This is a genomic window from Neobacillus sp. PS2-9, assembly GCF_030915525.1.
In the GTDB taxonomy this organism is placed as follows: domain Bacteria; phylum Bacillota; class Bacilli; order Bacillales; family Cytobacillaceae; genus Neobacillus.
The window spans coordinates 2,897,092-2,915,053 of record NZ_CP133269.1; the positions used below are offsets into that span (position 1 = coordinate 2,897,092).

Annotated in this window: 20 protein-coding genes; 6 read left to right on the top strand and 14 right to left on the bottom strand. The window is 38.1% G+C overall.

Going from position 1 to position 17,962, the window contains the following annotated elements; translation table 11 throughout:
• Nucleotides 1-155: 155 nt before the first annotated feature.
• From RCG25_RS14645 to RCG25_RS14655, 3 genes are all read right to left on the bottom strand, one after another.
• Nucleotides 156-1,607: a serine hydrolase domain-containing protein gene (locus tag RCG25_RS14645; RefSeq protein ID WP_308079550.1), complete on the bottom strand. Its 1,452-nt coding sequence runs from the start codon at nt 1,605-1,607 to the stop codon at nt 156-158.
• A gap of 84 nt (nt 1,608-1,691) precedes the next feature.
• On the bottom strand, nt 1,692-2,267 hold the full coding sequence (locus RCG25_RS14650; protein WP_308079551.1) for a response regulator transcription factor: 576 nt from the start codon (nt 2,265-2,267) through the stop codon (nt 1,692-1,694).
• Nucleotides 2,239-3,624 carry an ATP-binding protein gene (locus RCG25_RS14655; RefSeq protein ID WP_308079552.1) on the bottom strand — a complete coding sequence of 462 codons (1,386 nt, stop codon included), beginning with the start codon at nt 3,622-3,624 and terminating at the stop codon, nt 2,239-2,241. The genes RCG25_RS14650 and RCG25_RS14655 overlap by 29 nt, the downstream gene beginning before the upstream one ends.
• 169 nt (nt 3,625-3,793) lie before the next feature.
• Between RCG25_RS14655 and RCG25_RS14660 the strand changes: the two genes are divergently transcribed.
• Nucleotides 3,794-4,093, top strand: coding sequence for a hypothetical protein (locus RCG25_RS14660; RefSeq protein WP_308079553.1), 300 nt, complete (start codon nt 3,794-3,796; stop codon nt 4,091-4,093).
• Nucleotides 4,094-4,171: 78 nt separating this feature from the next.
• On the opposite strand, the gene RCG25_RS14665 is transcribed toward RCG25_RS14660, so the two are convergent.
• Nucleotides 4,172-5,065, bottom strand: coding sequence for a GNAT family N-acetyltransferase (locus RCG25_RS14665; RefSeq protein WP_308079554.1), 894 nt, complete (start codon nt 5,063-5,065; stop codon nt 4,172-4,174).
• Between the two features lie 142 nt (nt 5,066-5,207).
• On the opposite strand from RCG25_RS14665, the gene RCG25_RS14670 reads away from it, so the two are divergent.
• From RCG25_RS14670 to RCG25_RS14685, 4 genes are all read left to right on the top strand, one after another.
• On the top strand, nt 5,208-5,504 hold the full coding sequence (locus RCG25_RS14670; protein WP_308079555.1) for a YciI family protein: 297 nt from the start codon (nt 5,208-5,210) through the stop codon (nt 5,502-5,504).
• A 24-nt stretch (nt 5,505-5,528) separates the two neighbouring features.
• Nucleotides 5,529-6,620 (top strand): AbrB family transcriptional regulator, encoded by a 1,092-nt coding sequence (locus RCG25_RS14675; protein ID WP_308079556.1) that lies wholly within the window; start codon nt 5,529-5,531, stop codon nt 6,618-6,620.
• Between the two features lie 75 nt (nt 6,621-6,695).
• Complete coding sequence (locus RCG25_RS14680; RefSeq protein ID WP_308079557.1) at nt 6,696-6,881, top strand: hypothetical protein; 186 nt, start codon at nt 6,696-6,698, stop codon at nt 6,879-6,881.
• Between the two features lie 141 nt (nt 6,882-7,022).
• Nucleotides 7,023-7,232 (top strand): hypothetical protein, encoded by a 210-nt coding sequence (locus RCG25_RS14685; protein WP_308079558.1) that lies wholly within the window; start codon nt 7,023-7,025, stop codon nt 7,230-7,232.
• A 439-nt stretch (nt 7,233-7,671) separates the two neighbouring features.
• On the opposite strand, the gene RCG25_RS14690 is transcribed toward RCG25_RS14685, so the two are convergent.
• From RCG25_RS14690 to RCG25_RS14720, 7 genes are all read right to left on the bottom strand, one after another.
• Entirely contained in the window at nt 7,672-7,872 is a 201-nt protein-coding gene (locus RCG25_RS14690) for a cold-shock protein (protein ID WP_042463323.1), read from the bottom strand.
• A 200-nt stretch (nt 7,873-8,072) separates the two neighbouring features.
• Nucleotides 8,073-8,561 (bottom strand): zinc-binding dehydrogenase, encoded by a 489-nt coding sequence (locus RCG25_RS14695; RefSeq protein ID WP_308079559.1) that lies wholly within the window; start codon nt 8,559-8,561, stop codon nt 8,073-8,075.
• Nucleotides 8,561-9,109: an alcohol dehydrogenase catalytic domain-containing protein gene (locus tag RCG25_RS14700; protein WP_308079560.1), complete on the bottom strand. Its 549-nt coding sequence runs from the start codon at nt 9,107-9,109 to the stop codon at nt 8,561-8,563. The genes RCG25_RS14695 and RCG25_RS14700 overlap by 1 nt, the downstream gene beginning before the upstream one ends.
• 19 nt (nt 9,110-9,128) lie before the next feature.
• Entirely contained in the window at nt 9,129-10,658 is a 1,530-nt protein-coding gene (gene opuFB, locus RCG25_RS14705) for an osmoprotectant update ABC transporter permease/substrate-binding subunit OpuFB (protein ID WP_308079561.1), read from the bottom strand.
• Nucleotides 10,651-11,607, bottom strand: a complete 957-nt coding sequence (opuFA, locus tag RCG25_RS14710) for an osmoprotectant update ABC transporter ATP-binding subunit OpuFA (RefSeq protein ID WP_308079562.1) — start codon at nt 11,605-11,607, stop codon at nt 10,651-10,653. Before opuFA ends, opuFB begins: the two co-directional genes overlap by 8 nt.
• 91 nt (nt 11,608-11,698) lie before the next feature.
• Nucleotides 11,699-12,121, bottom strand: a complete 423-nt coding sequence (locus RCG25_RS14715; protein ID WP_308079563.1) for a MarR family winged helix-turn-helix transcriptional regulator — start codon at nt 12,119-12,121, stop codon at nt 11,699-11,701.
• A gap of 172 nt (nt 12,122-12,293) precedes the next feature.
• The gene (locus RCG25_RS14720) at nt 12,294-12,683 is read right to left on the bottom strand and encodes a cupredoxin domain-containing protein (protein ID WP_308079564.1); all 390 of its coding nucleotides are present in this window, start codon (nt 12,681-12,683) and stop codon (nt 12,294-12,296) included.
• A 189-nt stretch (nt 12,684-12,872) separates the two neighbouring features.
• Between RCG25_RS14720 and RCG25_RS14725 the strand changes: the two genes are divergently transcribed.
• A complete protein-coding gene (locus tag RCG25_RS14725; RefSeq protein ID WP_308079565.1) occupies nt 12,873-14,288 on the top strand; it encodes a PQQ-dependent sugar dehydrogenase in 1,416 nt (471 codons plus the stop codon).
• Between the two features lie 70 nt (nt 14,289-14,358).
• On the opposite strand, the gene RCG25_RS14730 is transcribed toward RCG25_RS14725, so the two are convergent.
• From RCG25_RS14730 to cysI, 3 genes are all read right to left on the bottom strand, one after another.
• Complete coding sequence (locus tag RCG25_RS14730) at nt 14,359-15,036, bottom strand: TerC family protein (protein WP_308079566.1); 678 nt, start codon at nt 15,034-15,036, stop codon at nt 14,359-14,361.
• Nucleotides 15,037-15,310: 274 nt separating this feature from the next.
• The gene (locus RCG25_RS14735) at nt 15,311-15,790 is read right to left on the bottom strand and encodes a PAS domain-containing protein (RefSeq protein ID WP_308079567.1); all 480 of its coding nucleotides are present in this window, start codon (nt 15,788-15,790) and stop codon (nt 15,311-15,313) included.
• A gap of 432 nt (nt 15,791-16,222) precedes the next feature.
• The gene (gene cysI, locus RCG25_RS14740) at nt 16,223-17,941 is read right to left on the bottom strand and encodes an assimilatory sulfite reductase (NADPH) hemoprotein subunit (RefSeq protein WP_308079568.1); all 1,719 of its coding nucleotides are present in this window, start codon (nt 17,939-17,941) and stop codon (nt 16,223-16,225) included.
• Nucleotides 17,942-17,962: the final 21 nt, after the last annotated feature.

Consider the following 17,962-nt stretch of genomic DNA (forward strand, 5'->3'; position numbering starts at 1 on the left):
CTACGAGACCGTTTGTTCGATATTTCAATCCTATTGGTCTCATAGACTGTTCCTACGAGACCGTTTGATTGATTTTTCAATTCATTCGGTCGCATAACACACTTTTATGAGACCGTTTGTTCGATTTCTAAACCTTTTCGGTTGCGTACACATTCTTACTTTTGAGGAATTTCCTTCAAAGTAAATGATTTCTCTCTTCTTTTGTTCAAAACAACCAACACGATACAGACTTTTACACATCCCACAAGCAGAAGAATAACCGCAAGACCTATTACTACACTCGTAGCATCTGGAACAAAATTGAATAAGAAAGACCAGGTAAAGCCTAGCATCTGCGGGAATTGCGCTAAAATAAAGATTGGAAAAATAATATTAACCATTAGTGGGAATATCCATTTTTTAAACATGCCAAATTTACCGCTACTAACACCGACCTGCCATTTCTTGATATTTTTAATATGAAAATAGAGCATTGCTACAATAATTAACACAACAGCATCCATAATCATATATGTCTGATAATACCTTGTTGGTGAAATATGTGTTGGCTCCTTCCCAACTAGAATATTCACCACCCCTTCACCGATTTTTTCAATCATAGCTGAAATAATAAGTGAATTATTTATATTAGCTAACAGGACAATACCGTATTTTTCATTCGGCATAATAATCATCGTTGAATGATAATTTGGCACTTCGCCTGAATGTCTAATGGATGGTAAACCATCGATTGGTGATTGGAACCAGCCCATTCCGTAAAAACTGTCCTTACCCATTATCGGTGCTTTCACACTTGGTTGATGCATCCTATCAATGCTTGATTTTGAGACAACTGTTTGATTCAAGTAGCTACCGTTATTCATTTGGGCAATCAAAAAATGTGTCATATCCTCTGCACTGGAAATTAGATATCCAGCTGAGACATATTCCTTGTCAAATGGTAGCTTGTTTCGAATATTAAAACCAAACCAGGTTCGGCAGCCTTCCGCTAAGCCACTCTGTTCAGCCTGTGTTTGTGATGTAAAGCTATGATCCATTTGAAGCGGAGAAAAGATATTCTTCTTAATAAACTCATCGTAAGGGCGATTCGTCACCGCTTCAATAATCTCACCTAGTAGTTTGTAATTTTCATTTGAATACTCAAAAACTTTCCCGATATGTTCTCGGTTCACTGTCAACGTGTTTGCCGCATTCTTGTGGGCACCGGAAATACCGCTTGTTTGGTTAAGAAGATTTTCTACAGTAATTGAAGCAGGTACCTCTAACTCAGGTAAATATTTTTGAATTGGTGCATCTAAATCCAGCTTTCCCTCTTCCACTAGCTTCATCGCCGCCATTGCCGTAAATGATTTCGTAGTTGAACCTAGAATAAAAGGTGTTTGTGGCGTGGTAGTTCCTTCTTCACCATATCCCTTAAGATGGACGATTTGATCACCTTTGACCACTCCTAGTGAAAGACCTGGTATATGGGCGGCTTTCATTTCCGTTCGAACATACTGATCTATTTGTTTCATTTTATCCACTTCCTCATTTACCGCTGCCTGCCCTGTTACAACTGGAAATATTGAAAACCAAATACATAAAACTAAAGTAATCATTTTTCTCATCACTCATGCTCCTCATTGTTAATTTCTTACTTTAGTGTAATGAGAATCCATGAAAAAAAGGAGGGTGATTTTTTCTCCCCTCCCCTACTTCCGACGTTTTAGTTTTCGCGAAATATTTTTCATATGTGTTCCAATTGTATCTAATGTGGTATGAAAATACTGTGCCATCTGTGGGCGTGTGTACCCTTCTTCCTTTAGCGTATATATATTTTTCTCCATCGGCGTGAGTGATTTTAAGCGAATTTCACGAAGTATCGCCCCGGTTGCATCGGGATGCAAGGACACCTCGTTACGATAAGCCTCCCGGATACATTCCAGGATATCTAGAAAACTAGACTTATTCACATAATTGACAGCCCCGTACTCGATTGCTTTCACAATCGTATCCCGATCCCCTAAGGCTGTTAACATAATAATTTTAATTTCTTTTCCCAAGCTGAAGATCTCGAGTGTTGCCTCGATCCCATCCAGATTATTTTCCGTCAGATTGATATCCATGAGAATGACATCCATTTCAATATCTTTCGCTGTTTCAAGGGCCTCTTCTTTTGATGAAACAACTCTAACCACTTCCAAATCGGATTCCTTTTCAAGGTCATCAACAATATCCCTTTGCCATCTTGGGTCATCTTCAACCAGCATGACTTTTATTTTTTTCAAATGTATTCACTCTCCGTATTCTTGTGGTGGTTTTCTTAAGCGGCATTCGAACCTGAATGGTTGTGCCCTTCCTCAATTCTGAGTATGGAATTGAAAGTGTTCCCCCGTGTTTATTGACAACATAATACACATAGTAAAGGCCCACACCATGATGAGAAACTGTTTTCTTCGTTGTAAATAATGGAGTAATTACATCCTGTATATGATCCGGATGAATTCCTTTTCCATTATCAGATACTTGTAACACAGCCTCATGCCCTTGACGGTAAAGGGAGATTCGTATTTTTCCATTTGAGTGTTCAATAGCCTCTAAACTATTGGATAAGAGGTTCAAAACGCATTCTTTTACATGTAATGGGTCAATCTCTAAGTTGATGGAATCATCTGCCTTCACTTCCAGCTCAATTGAATTATCTATTCCTGCTTGAAAGTTGGATACTGCTTCAAAAACAACCTCATTAAATGAGTGATTACGAAGATTCAAGACCACATTATCGGTTTTTTTCACTGCTAAAATCATTTCATTCATATGGGATAATGATTCATCCATCGCCTCGAAATTTTTCACGAGGAGCTCTCTTATCGAATCGTCTTTCGAGGAAACAATCCGTTTGCTGCGTTCATTTAGATAAAAAAGACGGTTAATTTCATTTTTTAACGTATGCAAAACCATGGAGTCGGCTTTCATTTTTAGTTCAATGGGGTCTTGATGGAAAGTAAATGTCTCATAAATAAATTCTGATCCCCTTGCTATGTAGCGTTTAAGTAAAATGGCGGTAAGGCAACAAGTAAATACAAGTAATCCCCAAGTGGTAGTCTGCGATGGAGCATAGTTTGATATTTTGATAGCTAAAGAGATATCGATGATAAGTGTAAGAATCAAACTGAGCAGCCCGAGAGTGAAGATTTTCGCATCGTTATTACCAGAATGGGCCTTTGAGATGGTGATAATAGCAATATAAATTACGGTTGCAATGTTTAGAATGCTGTATGGAAAAAAGCTTGCTTCGAGACGAACTATGGATGAAAGGGATAGCAAGATGATCATCCCCCAGCATAACAAATGTAGTTGCCATAATTTCTGATTGATTTTATGAAGTCCTTGACCAAAAATTTGTTCGTAAAAAAGCAAGAAAAAAGTTCCAGCACCATAGGAGGCATATTTTAATAAGGTTAAATATCCTAAGGCTTTATTTAGTTGCCATACACCTAATAAGTTAATCGACATTGTTGCAAGGAACAATCCGAAGTACAAGAGATACGGATGGTTCTTCTTAGGTAATGAATATAGAAATAAAAGGATGAAAAAGACACTCAGGCTAAAGAAGACATATATTAAAGAAAGTTGGTTATTCACAATTTTTAATTCTCCAAGTTTAATAGTATTTTCCATTATTATAGTGAATTTCCAAGGTTTGGACAAACCTTCATTCTAAAGATTGTAGATAAACACCTAAAAATTTTTAAAAAAATTGAGGCTTTTTTATGGAAGTTGCATTTAATGTAAATGAAGGAGATGATGAGGTATGGCAGAGATAAATTTCCATCAACTTGCCCAAGAACTATTAAAAAGAGAAGTTGAGGTAGTTACGCTTCAAGGGACTTATACTGGAAGATTGCTTGAAGTTGGTAAAGATGTTATTGTGTTGGAGACAAGAGGCCGGATGCGTTCCACGTTAGTGGCAATTCGCATTGAAACCATTGTTGCTCTCTTCCGTGTAGAACACATGCAAAGAAGAGGTCCTTTTGGCTTTAATCAAGAGGAATTTGAGGACGAACGTGATCATGATCATGGCCATGACCAAATGGAAAGCAGTGACCATTAATACCTGTGATTTTTAAAAATATATTCTCAAGCAAGAGCAGTAACTCTTTTTCAACTGCTCTTGTTTTATTTTGCTTTATTACAATTGAAAGGTATAACAGGTTACTCCATCGACTTGTTTAAAACCCTCTTGAATATATAATGCTTTGGCCCTTTCATTTTCGGCGTTCACACACAGGATTGTCCTGTCATATGAAATTTGTTTGGCAAAATGCAATAAATATCGGAGGAGGATCCTTCCCAAGCCTTTTCCTTGGTATTCTGGCACAATCGCAATCGGACCAATATTCATAATCGGTGCATCCTCATATTCATCGACAGCCCCGCGAATGACTCCTACAGGTCGATCTTTGTGATAAAGGATTAAGGAAGCCCCTTCAATATAATCATTCTTTGCCATCATTTTCGCCACCATATCTGGAGTTTGTGGTGTTTCACTCCCCTTTAGATTGGCGAAGCCAGCGTTTCGAACCGTACACCAAGCTTCTTCATCCACTCCTAATCGGTAGGGTCGAATTTCATACCCCTCAGGCACGGTGAAGTCCGGAATCACCTCATCACCTCTTACAAGTAAAAAGGTGTATCGTTCCGCCGTAAATTTCAATTGTTCCATAAACTTAGCCAATTTTTCATTTGCAAATGGGACGAACAAAAAGACTTCATCCAAGCCGCTTGTCTTCTTTACCATTTCCTGCATTAATAGGTTATAGCTCTCGATATTGTCCGCTTCTGAATGAAAAATCCTGAAACGTGCTTTCCTACCACGACGATGATATTCATTTATCATCAGTGAGGCAGCAGCGATTAATTCTCCCTCCTGATTAGTTAGGATGTAGGTCGGATTTTCTTCATTGGGTTGAAATTTTTCTAGATGGTCGTCATACAAAAACGAATCATCTAAGTCCACTTTGTGTTTCTTACAATACGCAACAAAATCTGCCACTCTCCCAGGGCCTAAATATTCTACTTTCATCTCTTGCACTCCCCTTCGTGCTGCTATCTTATTATTTTTCTAGTTTATTTCCTGTTTTCCTGCTATTACTGAATCAGTTTTTTGAACATTACGGACCGCGCATGTTAAAATTAGGGAATCTTAATATTAACAGGGGGATTATATGGAAGAGTTTGTTTATGTAATAAGACCGAAGCGGGAACATTTTATTGAGACAATGACTGATGAGGAAAATGCTATTATGGGGAAGCATTTTGATTATTTAAAGGATCTTTTAGCACAGGAAAAACTAATCCTTGCAGGTCCATGCCTGGATGGCGCCATGGGAATTTGTATTTTACGTTCAGAATCATGGGATGCTGCGCAGAAGATCATGGAGAATGATCCTGCTGTTGTTGAAGGTGTCATGAATTGTGAATTACATAAATACCGTGTTTCCTTAATGGAAGGGCGGAAATAAATTTTTTAGACAGAAGGGTTTCTATTGAATAAAGACAACAAAATGCTTCGATTTTCCGTAACCTTGGCGGTGGCATTCATCGGTGGCCTCCTTTTTACGGTTCTTCATACTCCGATACCGTGGCTGCTTGGACCGATGACAGCAGTATTAATTGGAGCTAGATTTGGGAAGATAGCCTTCTTTTGGCCGAGTTATATTCGTGATACAGGGTTAATAATCGTTGGTTACTCGATTGGTCTTTCGTTTACGAAGGACGCCCTTTTACAAATTGTAGCTAAATTACCTTCTATGTTACTAATGACGGTTTTACTTGTTACTTTTTGTGCTGGGATTGCCTTTGTGGTGTCTAAGCTTTCAGGCGTGGATTATCCCACTGTGTTGACTGGGAGTATTCCCGGAGGCCTTTCACAGATGATTATTTTCGCCGAAGAGGTCAAGGGAATTGATATAACTACTGTTACCTTTCTGCAAGTAGCACGATTGTTAATGATTATTTTCTTTGTTCCCTTTCTTATCCTGGGGTCATATTTTAAACATTCACCGGCTCATACAGGGGTTGATTTTGTTGAAAAAGGGATGACATTCACTGGACCTATTTTTCCAACAGTGATCATGTTTGCTGTACTCTGTATTGTGTGTGCTTTTTTAGCAAAAAGGCTTAAGTTTCCTACCCCATTTTTGTTAGGTCCTATTCTTGGAACAGCTATTGCTACGATTTCTGGTTTCCACGGTCCGTCATTATCACCTGCGGTTTTGGATGTATCACAATTTTTGATTGGCGGTTACATTGGACTGTTGTTGAAGCCTGAAAAATTACAACATAAGGCGAAAATCATTTCACTAGCCCTTGTTAGTGGGATGATTATGATTTTGGGGTCGATTGGTTTAAGCATGCTTCTCGTGTCGTTTTACCATATTGCGCCTTCCACTAGTTTCTTGAGCTTGGCACCCGGTGGTATGGATCAAATGGGTATACTTGCACATGAGGTACATGCTGATTTATCAATGGTAACGGGGTATCAGCTATTTCGGTTGTTTTTTATTTATTTCGCGGTGCCACCGTTGCTTAGATTGTTTTTTAAGATTGGCGATCGTGGAAAAACAAAATCAGTTTAACCTTAAATAAGTCTAATGACTCCAGTTCATTATCTTGGGCATAATAATGTTTATCTACATTAAAGGTGGGATATTATGAGGCTTAGAAATGGAGATTTTTATACTAATGTTATTACCAATAAGTTATATAGGCTAAATGAAGATGGCGATAGTAACTGGTATTTGAGTTTGCGTGATGAGGAAGGTTATCATGAAACAGAAAAGACCTCAGGGCGAGATATGATTAGATTGGTAGAAAGTGGATATAAAAAAATCAAATAAAAAAAGCTACCCGTTTCTGTCAGGGTACCTGAAATCAAATGCTTTTAGTGGAAACCCGGTAAAAATTTTAAAATAAATATAAGATTTTCCAAGGAAAAAGTCCACTTTATGTCGAATATATTAGCTAAAGGGGATGACCCAATGAATAAAGTGGAGTTATTAAAAAGATTATTAAATGCTAGTCGAGGGAATATGTTTTCATTAGAGATTCCTACTACAAAAGAAGATGAAAATAAGATTCAAGAATTGGTTAGAGTTTTAGAAACAGAAGGAAAAATTAAATTAAGAGAATACGTACAGAGAGAATACTCAGTTTATTTACATGGAATAATTAAGTATGCATCCGAATAATCGGATGCTTATTTTTATTGGGGATAAGCAGCATCCACCAAAAAAGAGTAACAATTTTAGCCAATCTCTACAAAAGCACTTTAAAATTATTATTCAAAGATAATTAGGAGAAATTTTGATCTTGTGATACACTTTGTGTACCATTTGATTTACTTGTTTACTTGTGCCCTATTCATTCGTGAGTAGGGCTCCTTGTTTTAAAAGAAAGGCTTTGTTAAACTTGCCTATTGATTTCCGCTCCTGGCACTTCGCTTTCCGTGGGTGTTTCGGCGAGCCTCCTCGGCGCATGCGCCTGCGGGTCTCCCCTGAACCATACTCCCACAGGAGTCTTCGTGCCTTCCGCTCCAATCAACAGGGCGTAAAAATCAATACTGTTCTTTAACACAGCCAAGAAAAAAAACAGACTCTATGAAGAGCCTGCTTTATTTTGTTACTATTATTAAGCTTTACGCACGTTAGCTGCTTGAGCTCCACGTTGACCTTGCTCAACGTCGAAAGTAACTGTTTGACCTTCGTCTAAAGATTTGAAACCTTCGCCTTGGATCGCTGAGAAATGAACGAATACGTCTTCTCCGCCTTCACGCTCGATGAATCCGAAACCTTTTTCTGCGTTAAACCATTTTACTTTACCTTGTTCCATTTTGTTTCCTCCTGCTGTGTGCTTTGCACACAATGTGTTACTATCCTTGCACTCAGTGATCATCAAGACGAAAAGTTAATCTTATACTATCCTTTACACCGAACAAAAATAATTCTTTTTTAGTTTAACATTTTATAAAAGGATTTGCAAGAAAACATAAACACAATCATTTTTGCCACTCTCAATTTTAATAAGTACAACTATTTGTTTTTCGTCTCACTAATTTTCCTATTTCCTATCAGATCCTTGTAATCTCCTTCACTAGTTCTATTAAGAATTACAACAACAATTTTCCCATTGGCAGTATTGCTTTCCATCAGGCGGTGCGCCTTATCGATTTCATCAAGTGGGAAAACTTTTGCAATTGGAACATTAATTTTATGTTGTCCAATATGGTCAAATAGTTCAACTAGCAATTTCTCTTTAAAATCCACCCCGCTATCAAACTGAGTAAAATAGGCACCAGAAGGAATATCCATCATAGGCTCAAAATTCTCCAACACCCATTCACCGCCTAATATACCTGTCATACATAAAATTCCGTGATCTGAGAGTAATTTCAACGAACTTTTCAACGTGACTGTACCAACCAGTTCTAAGACTTTATTAACACCATTTGGAAAAATGGAGAAAAGGTGTTCTGATAAACTTGCATCATCAAGCAAAACAAAATCCGCACCATTTTGCATTAATAATTCCAACTTTTCTTTGTGCGGGTAGTTGAAACGACAGTAGCACCCACACTTTTAGCAAGTTGTAATGCAGCTAGACCAACAGAGCTTGTGCCGCCGCGGATCAGAAGAGTTTCCCCTTTCGTAAGTCGGAGCGTATCAAAAAGGGAGGCATATGCTGTGTAATACATTTCAGGGATGGCTGCTAATTCCACCCAGTCCAAATCATTGTCAATCGGATAAACCTGTGAGGATGGAATTAGCGCATATTCCGCATAACTCCCATCAAACTCACGCCCAAGCCCTCCCATCAGGGATACAACCTTTTGACCTTTTTGAAAAGAACTATCTGAAGGATCTTCAATCGCTCCTGCGCATTCAATTCCAATAATTCGAGGGAGTTTGACAGACGGAGAATCTCCTTGTCTAGTAAAAATCTCCGACCGGTTGATACCAAACGCCTTAATTTTTACAAGTACCCACCCCGGCTTCACTTTAGGGGTGGGTACTTCTTGTACAACTAATTCATCTGCTTTACAGGGTTTTTCCAAAACAACTGCCTTCATTTTAACTCCTCCTTATACCTTACTTTTTTATCAGGAGACCTTCCTTGGTTAAGAAGTCTCTTGCCACATCTTCGGCTTTCTTTCCTTTAACCCCAACTTCATAGTTCATTTTTTGCATTTGGCTATCGGTAATCTTTCCGGCAAGTTTGTTCAATGCTGGTACAATCTCTGGGTATTCTTCTATGGTTTCTTGTCGCAATAAAGGTGATCCTTGATATGGCGGGAAGAAATGTTTATCATCTTCAAGAACAACCAGATGGTATTTTTGCAGTTCACCATCCGTTGAATAGGCATTCATCAGATTTACTTTGCCTGTTTGAATGGCATGATACCTTACAGACGGGTCCATGGTAACAATTTTAAAATTCAAACCATATTTCTGAGCCAAACCTGGATATCCATCTTTTATGTCGGCAAACTCAGGATCAAAACCGGCTGTAACATACTGCTCGACCTTTACGAGGTCGGAAATCTTTTTCAGATTATACTTTTTTGCAAAATCTTCTGGGACCGCTATCGCATAGGTGTCATTAAATTGCATTGGAGATAACAATGCCATATTATATTTTTTAGCCATTCCTTCTTTTGCTTGTGTAAACACTTCCTTACTGTTTGTACTTACTGGGTTCTCTTTTAGTAAGTTGGCAATGGCAGTTCCCGAAAATTCCGGATAAACATCAACATCCTTCGATTTTAATGCATTAAAAACAAAGGTCGTATCGCCTAATCCGGTTCTTAGCTTCACTTTCAAATCTGTATTTTCTACGATTAGTAATTTATACATATTGTCTAAAATTTCCGGCTCTGGACCAAATTTTCCAGAAATCACAATCGGCTTTTGCTCATTTTGAAGAACGGTCGGACCAACCATAGAACCAATGATTAGAACGGTAACCAGTGCAAGCGCACCAGAGGCGACCATGATCTTTTTAAAGGAAACTCTCTCCAGCCTTCGGAGAAAAAGGTCAAAAATAATCGCTAATAGTGCGGATGGCACAGCTCCCAGGACAATAAGTGAATAATCATTTCGGGATATTCCAAGTAGAATAATATCCCCTAATCCACCTGCTCCGATTAAGGAAGCAATCGTGGCCGTTCCTATAATAAAAATGGTAGCCGTCCGGATACCCGCCATGATTACAGGCATGGCTAAAGGAAGCTCGACTTTTAATAGTCTTTTTCTTCTGTTCATTCCCATGGCACTAGCGGCTTCCAATAATGAAGGTTCTACCTCTTTAATTCCCGTATAGGTGTTCCGTAATAGAGGAAGGAGAGCATAAGCGATTAGCGCTATCACAGCAGGGACGGTTCCTATTCCAAAAAGTGGAATCAAAAGACCTAACAAAGCTAAAGAAGGAATGGTTTGCAGCACTCCAGTAATGCCAATGATATATTCTGCTATTCTTTGTTTTCGTGTTAAATAAATTCCTAACGGAATCGCAATAATTAATGAGAAAAAAAGAGCAATTAACGATATTTCTAGATGTTGCAAAAGAGCATTCAAAAGCTGAGATTTCCGATCTGACAAGACACTTATCAAATTACTCATTAATTTGCCCTCTCTCTCTCAAATATCGTGACATTACCTTCATTGCATTTTGTCGGCTGATATTCCCGATTACTTTTCCATTTTCTTCTATAAAAATTTGTTCGAACAATGCTAGTTGATCTAATACCTCATCTACTGGAGTCGATAAGGAAATGGTTTTAGTATTGGATAAAAATTCTTTTCCTACTGGAATAGATGTAATAAGTTCATTCAAATTAATCGATAATTTACGGCTACCAACAAATTCACGCACAAAATCATTCACAGGATTGGTTAAAAATTCGTGTGGAGTGCCAATTTGAATGATTTCACCATCTTTCATCAGACAAATACGATCCCCTAGCTTCAAAGCTTCTTGCATGTCATGAGTAACAAACACAATGGTTTTTTTCAGTTTTCGCTGAATTTCAAGCAGTTCATCCTGCAATTTTTCCCGGCTAAATGGATCAAGCGCACTAAACGGTTCGTCCATCAAGATGATTTCAGGATCTGCAGCTAACGCTCTTATTACACCTACTCGTTGCTGTTGGCCGCCCGAAAGTTCACTGGGTTTACGATTTCGATATTCTTTTGGATCTAGACCTACCATTTTTAGCAATTCATCCACACGAGCAGCGATCTTTTCTTTGTCCCAATTTACTAGTTCAGGAACAATCGCAATATTTTCAGCAATTGACATATGTGGAAAAAGAGCAATTTGTTGGAGAACATACCCTATATCCCAACGAAGTTCATTGATATCATAATCGCTTATTTTCTTCCCATTAATCCAAACCCAACCATTTGATAATTCGATGAGGCGATTAATCATTTTTAATGTGGTTGTCTTACCTGAACCACTGGGTCCGATTAAAACAAAAAATTCACCTTTCTTTATCTCAAAATCTAAAGACTTAACGGAAAAGGTCCCATTAAGGAATTGTTTCGAAACTTGTTCAAATCGAATCATTTTATCTCTCCTTTTTTTATAATAGCTTACCCTATTTTTAATGTATAAAAATTACCATTACATAGACATCTATGTAATATGCCAAAAAAAATTAAAACCTATTTAGGATTTTTTCTAATAAATGTTCCAACTTTTCTTTTTCGGTGTCCGTAAAACCACCATAAATGACAGTGTTCAATTTTTCTGAAATCTCATAAAAAATTGGTTCCAACTGGACTCCCTTTTCCGTTAGTTTGATTAACGTTACCCTACTATCCTCCCAACTCTTTATTCTCTCGACAAAACCTAATTTTTGTAACTTATCAATTAAAACAGTTACTGTTGGCTGAGTGCGATGGATTTTTTCAGCCAGTTCCTTCACGGATAAGCCATTTTTTTCATAAAGACACACTAAAATATCCCCATGAGAAGGGGCGATTCCATTCACACCGTGTTTTCCAAGCTCTGACAAAATCAAATTGTTTACTGCGTCTCTTATCTTTCCAACTTTTGATGCTGTGTTATATTTTATCATGTTTTCTATTATACATAGATGTCTATATATTTTCAAGTGAATAAACGAGTCAATAAAAAATGTCCTATTGACTCATTTATTTATTATTGATTTGCTTTTTTACCCATTCCGCAACTGTAACTGTACGCTTTGCAAGATTTAATTAACAAGCAAGGCCCCTTGGCACTGCTTGTTATTTGACTATTACTTTCCCAACCATACCTTCTTGAAAATGGTAACGGCAGATCAGATCATATGTACCGGTATTTTTCGGATTAACGGTAATGGATTTTTCTTGCCCAGGTTGAACTTCAACGTCAATACTGAGCTTTTCCACAGTGAAGGTGTGCTCTTTCTTACCTTCGTTTTTTAATTTCAATGTTGTCGTTTTTCCAGATGGAATAGTGATGACTTTCGGATTAAAGGCATCATCGTACAACTTGACCTCAATCGCTTTCACTGACTCAAAATTCTGTGGTGCGACTCCGGATTTAGCAAATACACTGAGTGTGCCTGTACTTGTCACACCCAAAATCATTGCAAGCACAACGACTAATCGAGTTAACCACTTTTTCACAAACATTCGCAATCCCTCCTTTCTTCGGTACTATTCTTTTCCAACTCCTAAAAGATTATCACAATAAAATGAGTTCAAATAAAAACTAAGTGTGGAAAAGATCAACTGCCGGATTCCCCTACCCTCATTTGGACTAATAGAGCAGTTCAAATCATATTCTTATAAAGAATACAATTAGAAGGGGTGTAAAGTTACTTGAAAAAAGTGAAGGTTCGTTTACGGCCCATTGTAAGTAAGATAAATTTGCCCACTGTTTTGAAGACAGCTTTACTTCCCGGTGACTCCATAGAAAGATTATTTATCGCAACCCAGATAGGAGAAATCTTTTACATAGGAAACGGAGCTGTACGAACTTTTTTAGATATTCGCCCGCGAATCATCAAGCTAGGTGATCCTGGTGGTGGATATGATGAACGGGGATTGCTTGGGCTGGCGTTTCATCCCCAATTTTATTATAACGGCTTGTTTTATCTTCACTATTCAGTGGCCGGAACACAAGGTCTAGGTGCTCTTCCTGAACCTTTCAATCCTAACCCGTGTGATCCCAAAACGTTAAACCTAAGGTGGATAAATCGAGAAACTCAATATGATCATATTGATACCGTGGAAGAATGGATTGTACAATCGAATAGTCAACCTCAAAAACAACGGACATTACTTAACTTAAGAAGACCATTTTTCAATCATAACGGTGTCAATAGCTTAAACTTTTCACCTGAAACAGGAAAACTTGTGTTAACAACAGGAGACGGTGGATCAGGCTATGATCCATTTAATTTAAGTCAGGACGATTTGGAAATCGCCGGTAAAATCATTGAAATAGATGTAGCTAAGAATACATTTATCGATAACCCACCCGTAGTCACACGTTTTAATGAACTTCCCGTACCTATTCAGGAAACACTTACGGTACTGGCCAAAGGGGTTCGAAATATCCCAGGCATTTCATTTCAAAGGTTTTATAATCAGTATATTAAATATGTAGGACAGGTCGGACAGGATTTGGTGGAGTCGATTTATTCTTTCCTCTCATATAAACCCATACCGGTCACTCTGCTTGTTCAAGCTTCTTTAAGCAACACTGAAGCTGACCAAGAAGGATTCATTAACTTTGGCTGGCGAGGATGGGAAGGTGCTTTTCCTACCCCGACTATAAAAGGCTGCACTTCAAATCCGAATTTGGATGAGAAAGCCATTGCTTATTACGATGAAGCAATAGAAACTTCAGTGAAGCGTATTCAGCCCCTAACTAGTTATTTTCATAAAGACCAAAGGCCCGATAAGTTTGGAGGAACTGCACTTACAGGGGTGCAAGCCTTTATGGGGACTGGAATCCCCGATTTAACGGGTAGCGTTGTGTTTACCGATCTTGCTAGAAAAAAAGAATCGCAAACTGCGGCTAGAGGGGTTTTGGCTTATACCAAGGTAAGAACAGATGATAAACTAAATGATTTTAGTGTGATTGAAACCGATTATAATTTCGGGTCAGAGTCCGCTTATTATGTTAATTTGGGAACGAATCTGGATCAAACCAGACTATATTTAGGAGTTTATAGCTCGATGAAAGTGACTGATTTTAACCAAGGTACTATTTTTGAAATTGTTCCATGATTCATAGAATTAACCTAATATGTTATAAAATAAGCAAAATTGAAATAGATACATTCCATTTCAATTTTGCTTAACTTTCTTTAGCTGTTTTTATCTTATTCGTTAAATATCCCAAACCAATGACAAGAACTGTGATAGCAGAAGGAATCAATAAATGTAAATCATATGGAAGAATATACTCGAATTTTGGTTCTGCTACCATCATTTCACCCGCTGTCCAAGCTAATATTCCAGCACCAGCATAAGAGATTAATGGGTACTTTTCCATTGCTTTTAATATTAATTGGCTCCCAAAAACAACTAGAGGAATACTAACTATGACTCCAATAATGATACCAGCTATATTACCTTCAACCGCACCAGCGATAGCTAGGACATTATCAAGGGACATGATAGCATCAGCAATAATAATTGTTTTTACAGCGGAAATTAGACTTGAACCCCCTTCTCTATGATAATTCTCATCATCACCTAGTAGAAGTTTGATGGCAATATACACTAGAAGAAGGCCACCTACAAAAGTTACAAAAGGTAAATCTAGTAGGTAAACAATTGCTATTGCAAATAGTAAACGTAAAATAATAGCTCCAAATGTTCCCCAAAAGATTGCTTTCTTTTGTTGCCTCTTTGGAACATTCCGTGATGCCATTGCGATTACAACTGCGTTATCCCCACTTAAAACAATATTGATTAAAATAACTTCCAAAAGAACAGTAAAGGACAAACCAAAAATCTCCAAAATATTCACCTCTAGGATAAGCTAACTAAGTAATTATATTAATTTGAAGTTTAAATAAGACCCAATCTGTGATATTTTGCAATTCTTAATAGGTTCGCTGTTAATTATTCTTTCTATCTTTAAAACCGCTAAAAATTTTAGCATGGAATGTCTCATCACTTTCGTAGAATTAAGAATTTTCAATTTTGCAGTTGGGGTTTGGGAGACTCAATATAAAAAAAACACATTGAATCGGGGGATCCAGTGTGTTTTTCAGCAGCCTCTCAAATCAAAAAGATATATTTTATTCAGGCATAACAGTTATAAATTCGTTAATAGTTTCAGGGGTGTGTTTACCTTCTTTTCCTTTGAAAAGGTCGAGATTAATGGTCACATCCATACAACCAAGGTATTTTCCATTTTCATCACGTACTGCCATAAATTTTTGGTAAATTTGACCAGATTCTTCCCCAGAGCGTTTTGGAAACCAAAATTCCCATTCGTCGCGTGCTCCTGAACGAAAATCATTCAACAATTTTTCAACGTGATGAGCCACTTTTGGGTGAAGCTCAAGCACATGGCGACCAATTGCTTCTTTACGACGACCATGGACACGGTTTGGATTATTTGAATACCAGCGGAAAATATCGTTAGCATCGCAAAAACCCATTTCAAATGGTAAAAGATTGATAATTGAATCCAAAGTGCTCGCTTTAATTGCACCGGTTTCAAAATTAATGATAGCTTCAGGACTAATTAATTCTGACAATTTATTTTCAGACATTTAAAACACTCCTTTATGCAATCTCTCTTTATGAAAAGAATATAATAGAATATTAGTGAGGAAAATCCTCTACTTCTAGGTGATTATTATTTAACCTCAATAATAATGATAACATTAATAATGCTAGCCAATTGTGATTTATCTCACAAAAATTGCGTTTGACATTTTAAAGTTGTCGGAGATAATAGCTTCGTATTTCCCATCTCCTGTGTGTTACTGAGTATATGATCGAATCTGGTGCGATAATATATTTAAAGGAGATGATAGTCAAGTAAGCTTCATAAATAAAAACCTCATTTTGTTACATCACGGTGAACCGTATCATAAGTAAATGAGGTTTTATATAAATAAGGTTTTTGTATTCCTAATAAAAGAAACTCGCCAATTACTATGGCGAGTCTCTTAACTATTAATATTTGCGATGGAAACCTTTTATTCGTGAAAATTCGTTCCATCAGTTGTTGGCTTGACAATCCCTGCACGAATGGTGAAATCTCCAAAGTGCTCCCCTTCGTTGCGTTCTTTTGCATAGCGGGAAAGAACCACGTTTAGTTCCTTCAAGATTTCCTTTTCACCAATATTTTCCCGGTACATTTTGCTTAGACGGCTGCCGTCGTGTGCTGCACCAAGATACATATTGTATTTACCTGGCGCTTTACCGATGAAGCCAATCTCTCCAAGTGCATGTCGGGCACAGCCGTTTGGACAGCCTGTCATACGAATGGTGATTTCTTCGTTGCGAAGGCCGTTCTCATCTACAATAGTTTCAATTTTATCAATTAGATTCGGTAAATATCGTTCCGCTTCCGCCATCGCTAATCCGCATGTTGGCAGTGCCACACACGCCATCGAATTACGACGGAGAGCTGAAAAATGGCTTCCATCCGTCAAACCGTATTGTTCCATTAGAGCATTAATTTGTTTCTTTTTCTGACTAGATACATTGGCGATAATTACATTTTGATTCGGTGTTAAATGGAAATCACCTGTATGGATTTTTGCAATTTCGCGAAGAGCTGTTTTTAGCTTATAGTCCGCAAAATCTGCAACACGACCACCCTCAATAAATAAGGTTAGATTCCATTTACCTTGTATACCCTTTACCCAGCCGTACCGATCTCCGTTATGGTCAAAATGATAGGATTTAGCTTCATTCAATTTCCAGCCAAGACGGTTTTCTAGTTCCGTCTTAACTGTCTCTAAACCTAATCGGTCAACCGTATATTTAAAACGTGCATTTTTTCGAACAGAACGGTTTCCATAGTCACGTTGAATGGTAATTGTTTTTTCCGCCACTTCATACAACTGGTCTGGCTTACAGAAGCCGATAACCTTCGCAAGCTGCGGGTAGGTTGCTGTATCACCATGACTCATACCCATACCGCCGCCAATTGCTACATTGAATCCGATTAGCTTTCCATCTTCCACAATGGCAATAAATCCAAGATCCTGTGAAAAGACATCGATATCATTTGATGGAGGAACTGCAATTCCAATTTTAAATTTCCGCGGTAAATAAAGCGGACCATACATTGGTTCTACTTCCTCCACATCCGGTGTGCCAGCTACTTTTTCTTCGTCCAGCCAAACTTCATGATAGGCTCTTGTACGTGGCAACAGGTCATCACTTAATTTTTTAGACCATTCATACACTTCCGCATGAATTTCTGACTGATATGGGTTTGAAGCACACATGACGTTACGATTGACATCCCCACAAGCAGCAATAGTGTCTAAAAGGGAAGCATGGATTTGCTGAATTGTCTTTTTCATATTCCATTTTAAAATGCCGTGCATTTGGAACGTCTCACGTGTTGTCAGTTTCAACGTGCCATTTCCGTATTTATCAGCAAGTTCATCCATAACCAACCACTGGGCTGGAGCAGCCACCCCACCAGGTAATCGTACACGCAGCATGAACTGATACGCTGGCTCAAGTTTTTGTTTTTGTCGTTCATTGCGAAGATCACGGTCATCTTGAAGGTAGCTACCATGATGCTTCATGAGACGGTTGTCATCCTCAGGAATGCCGGCGCTGATCCTGTCGCCCATGACTTCTTTTAATGTACCACGCAAATAGTTGCTTCGTTCTTTTATGCCCTCAACATCACTTGGCGGGCCGTCCGGTGCTTTTAAGATTTGTTTCACCATGTTGAAATAACTCCTTTCCAT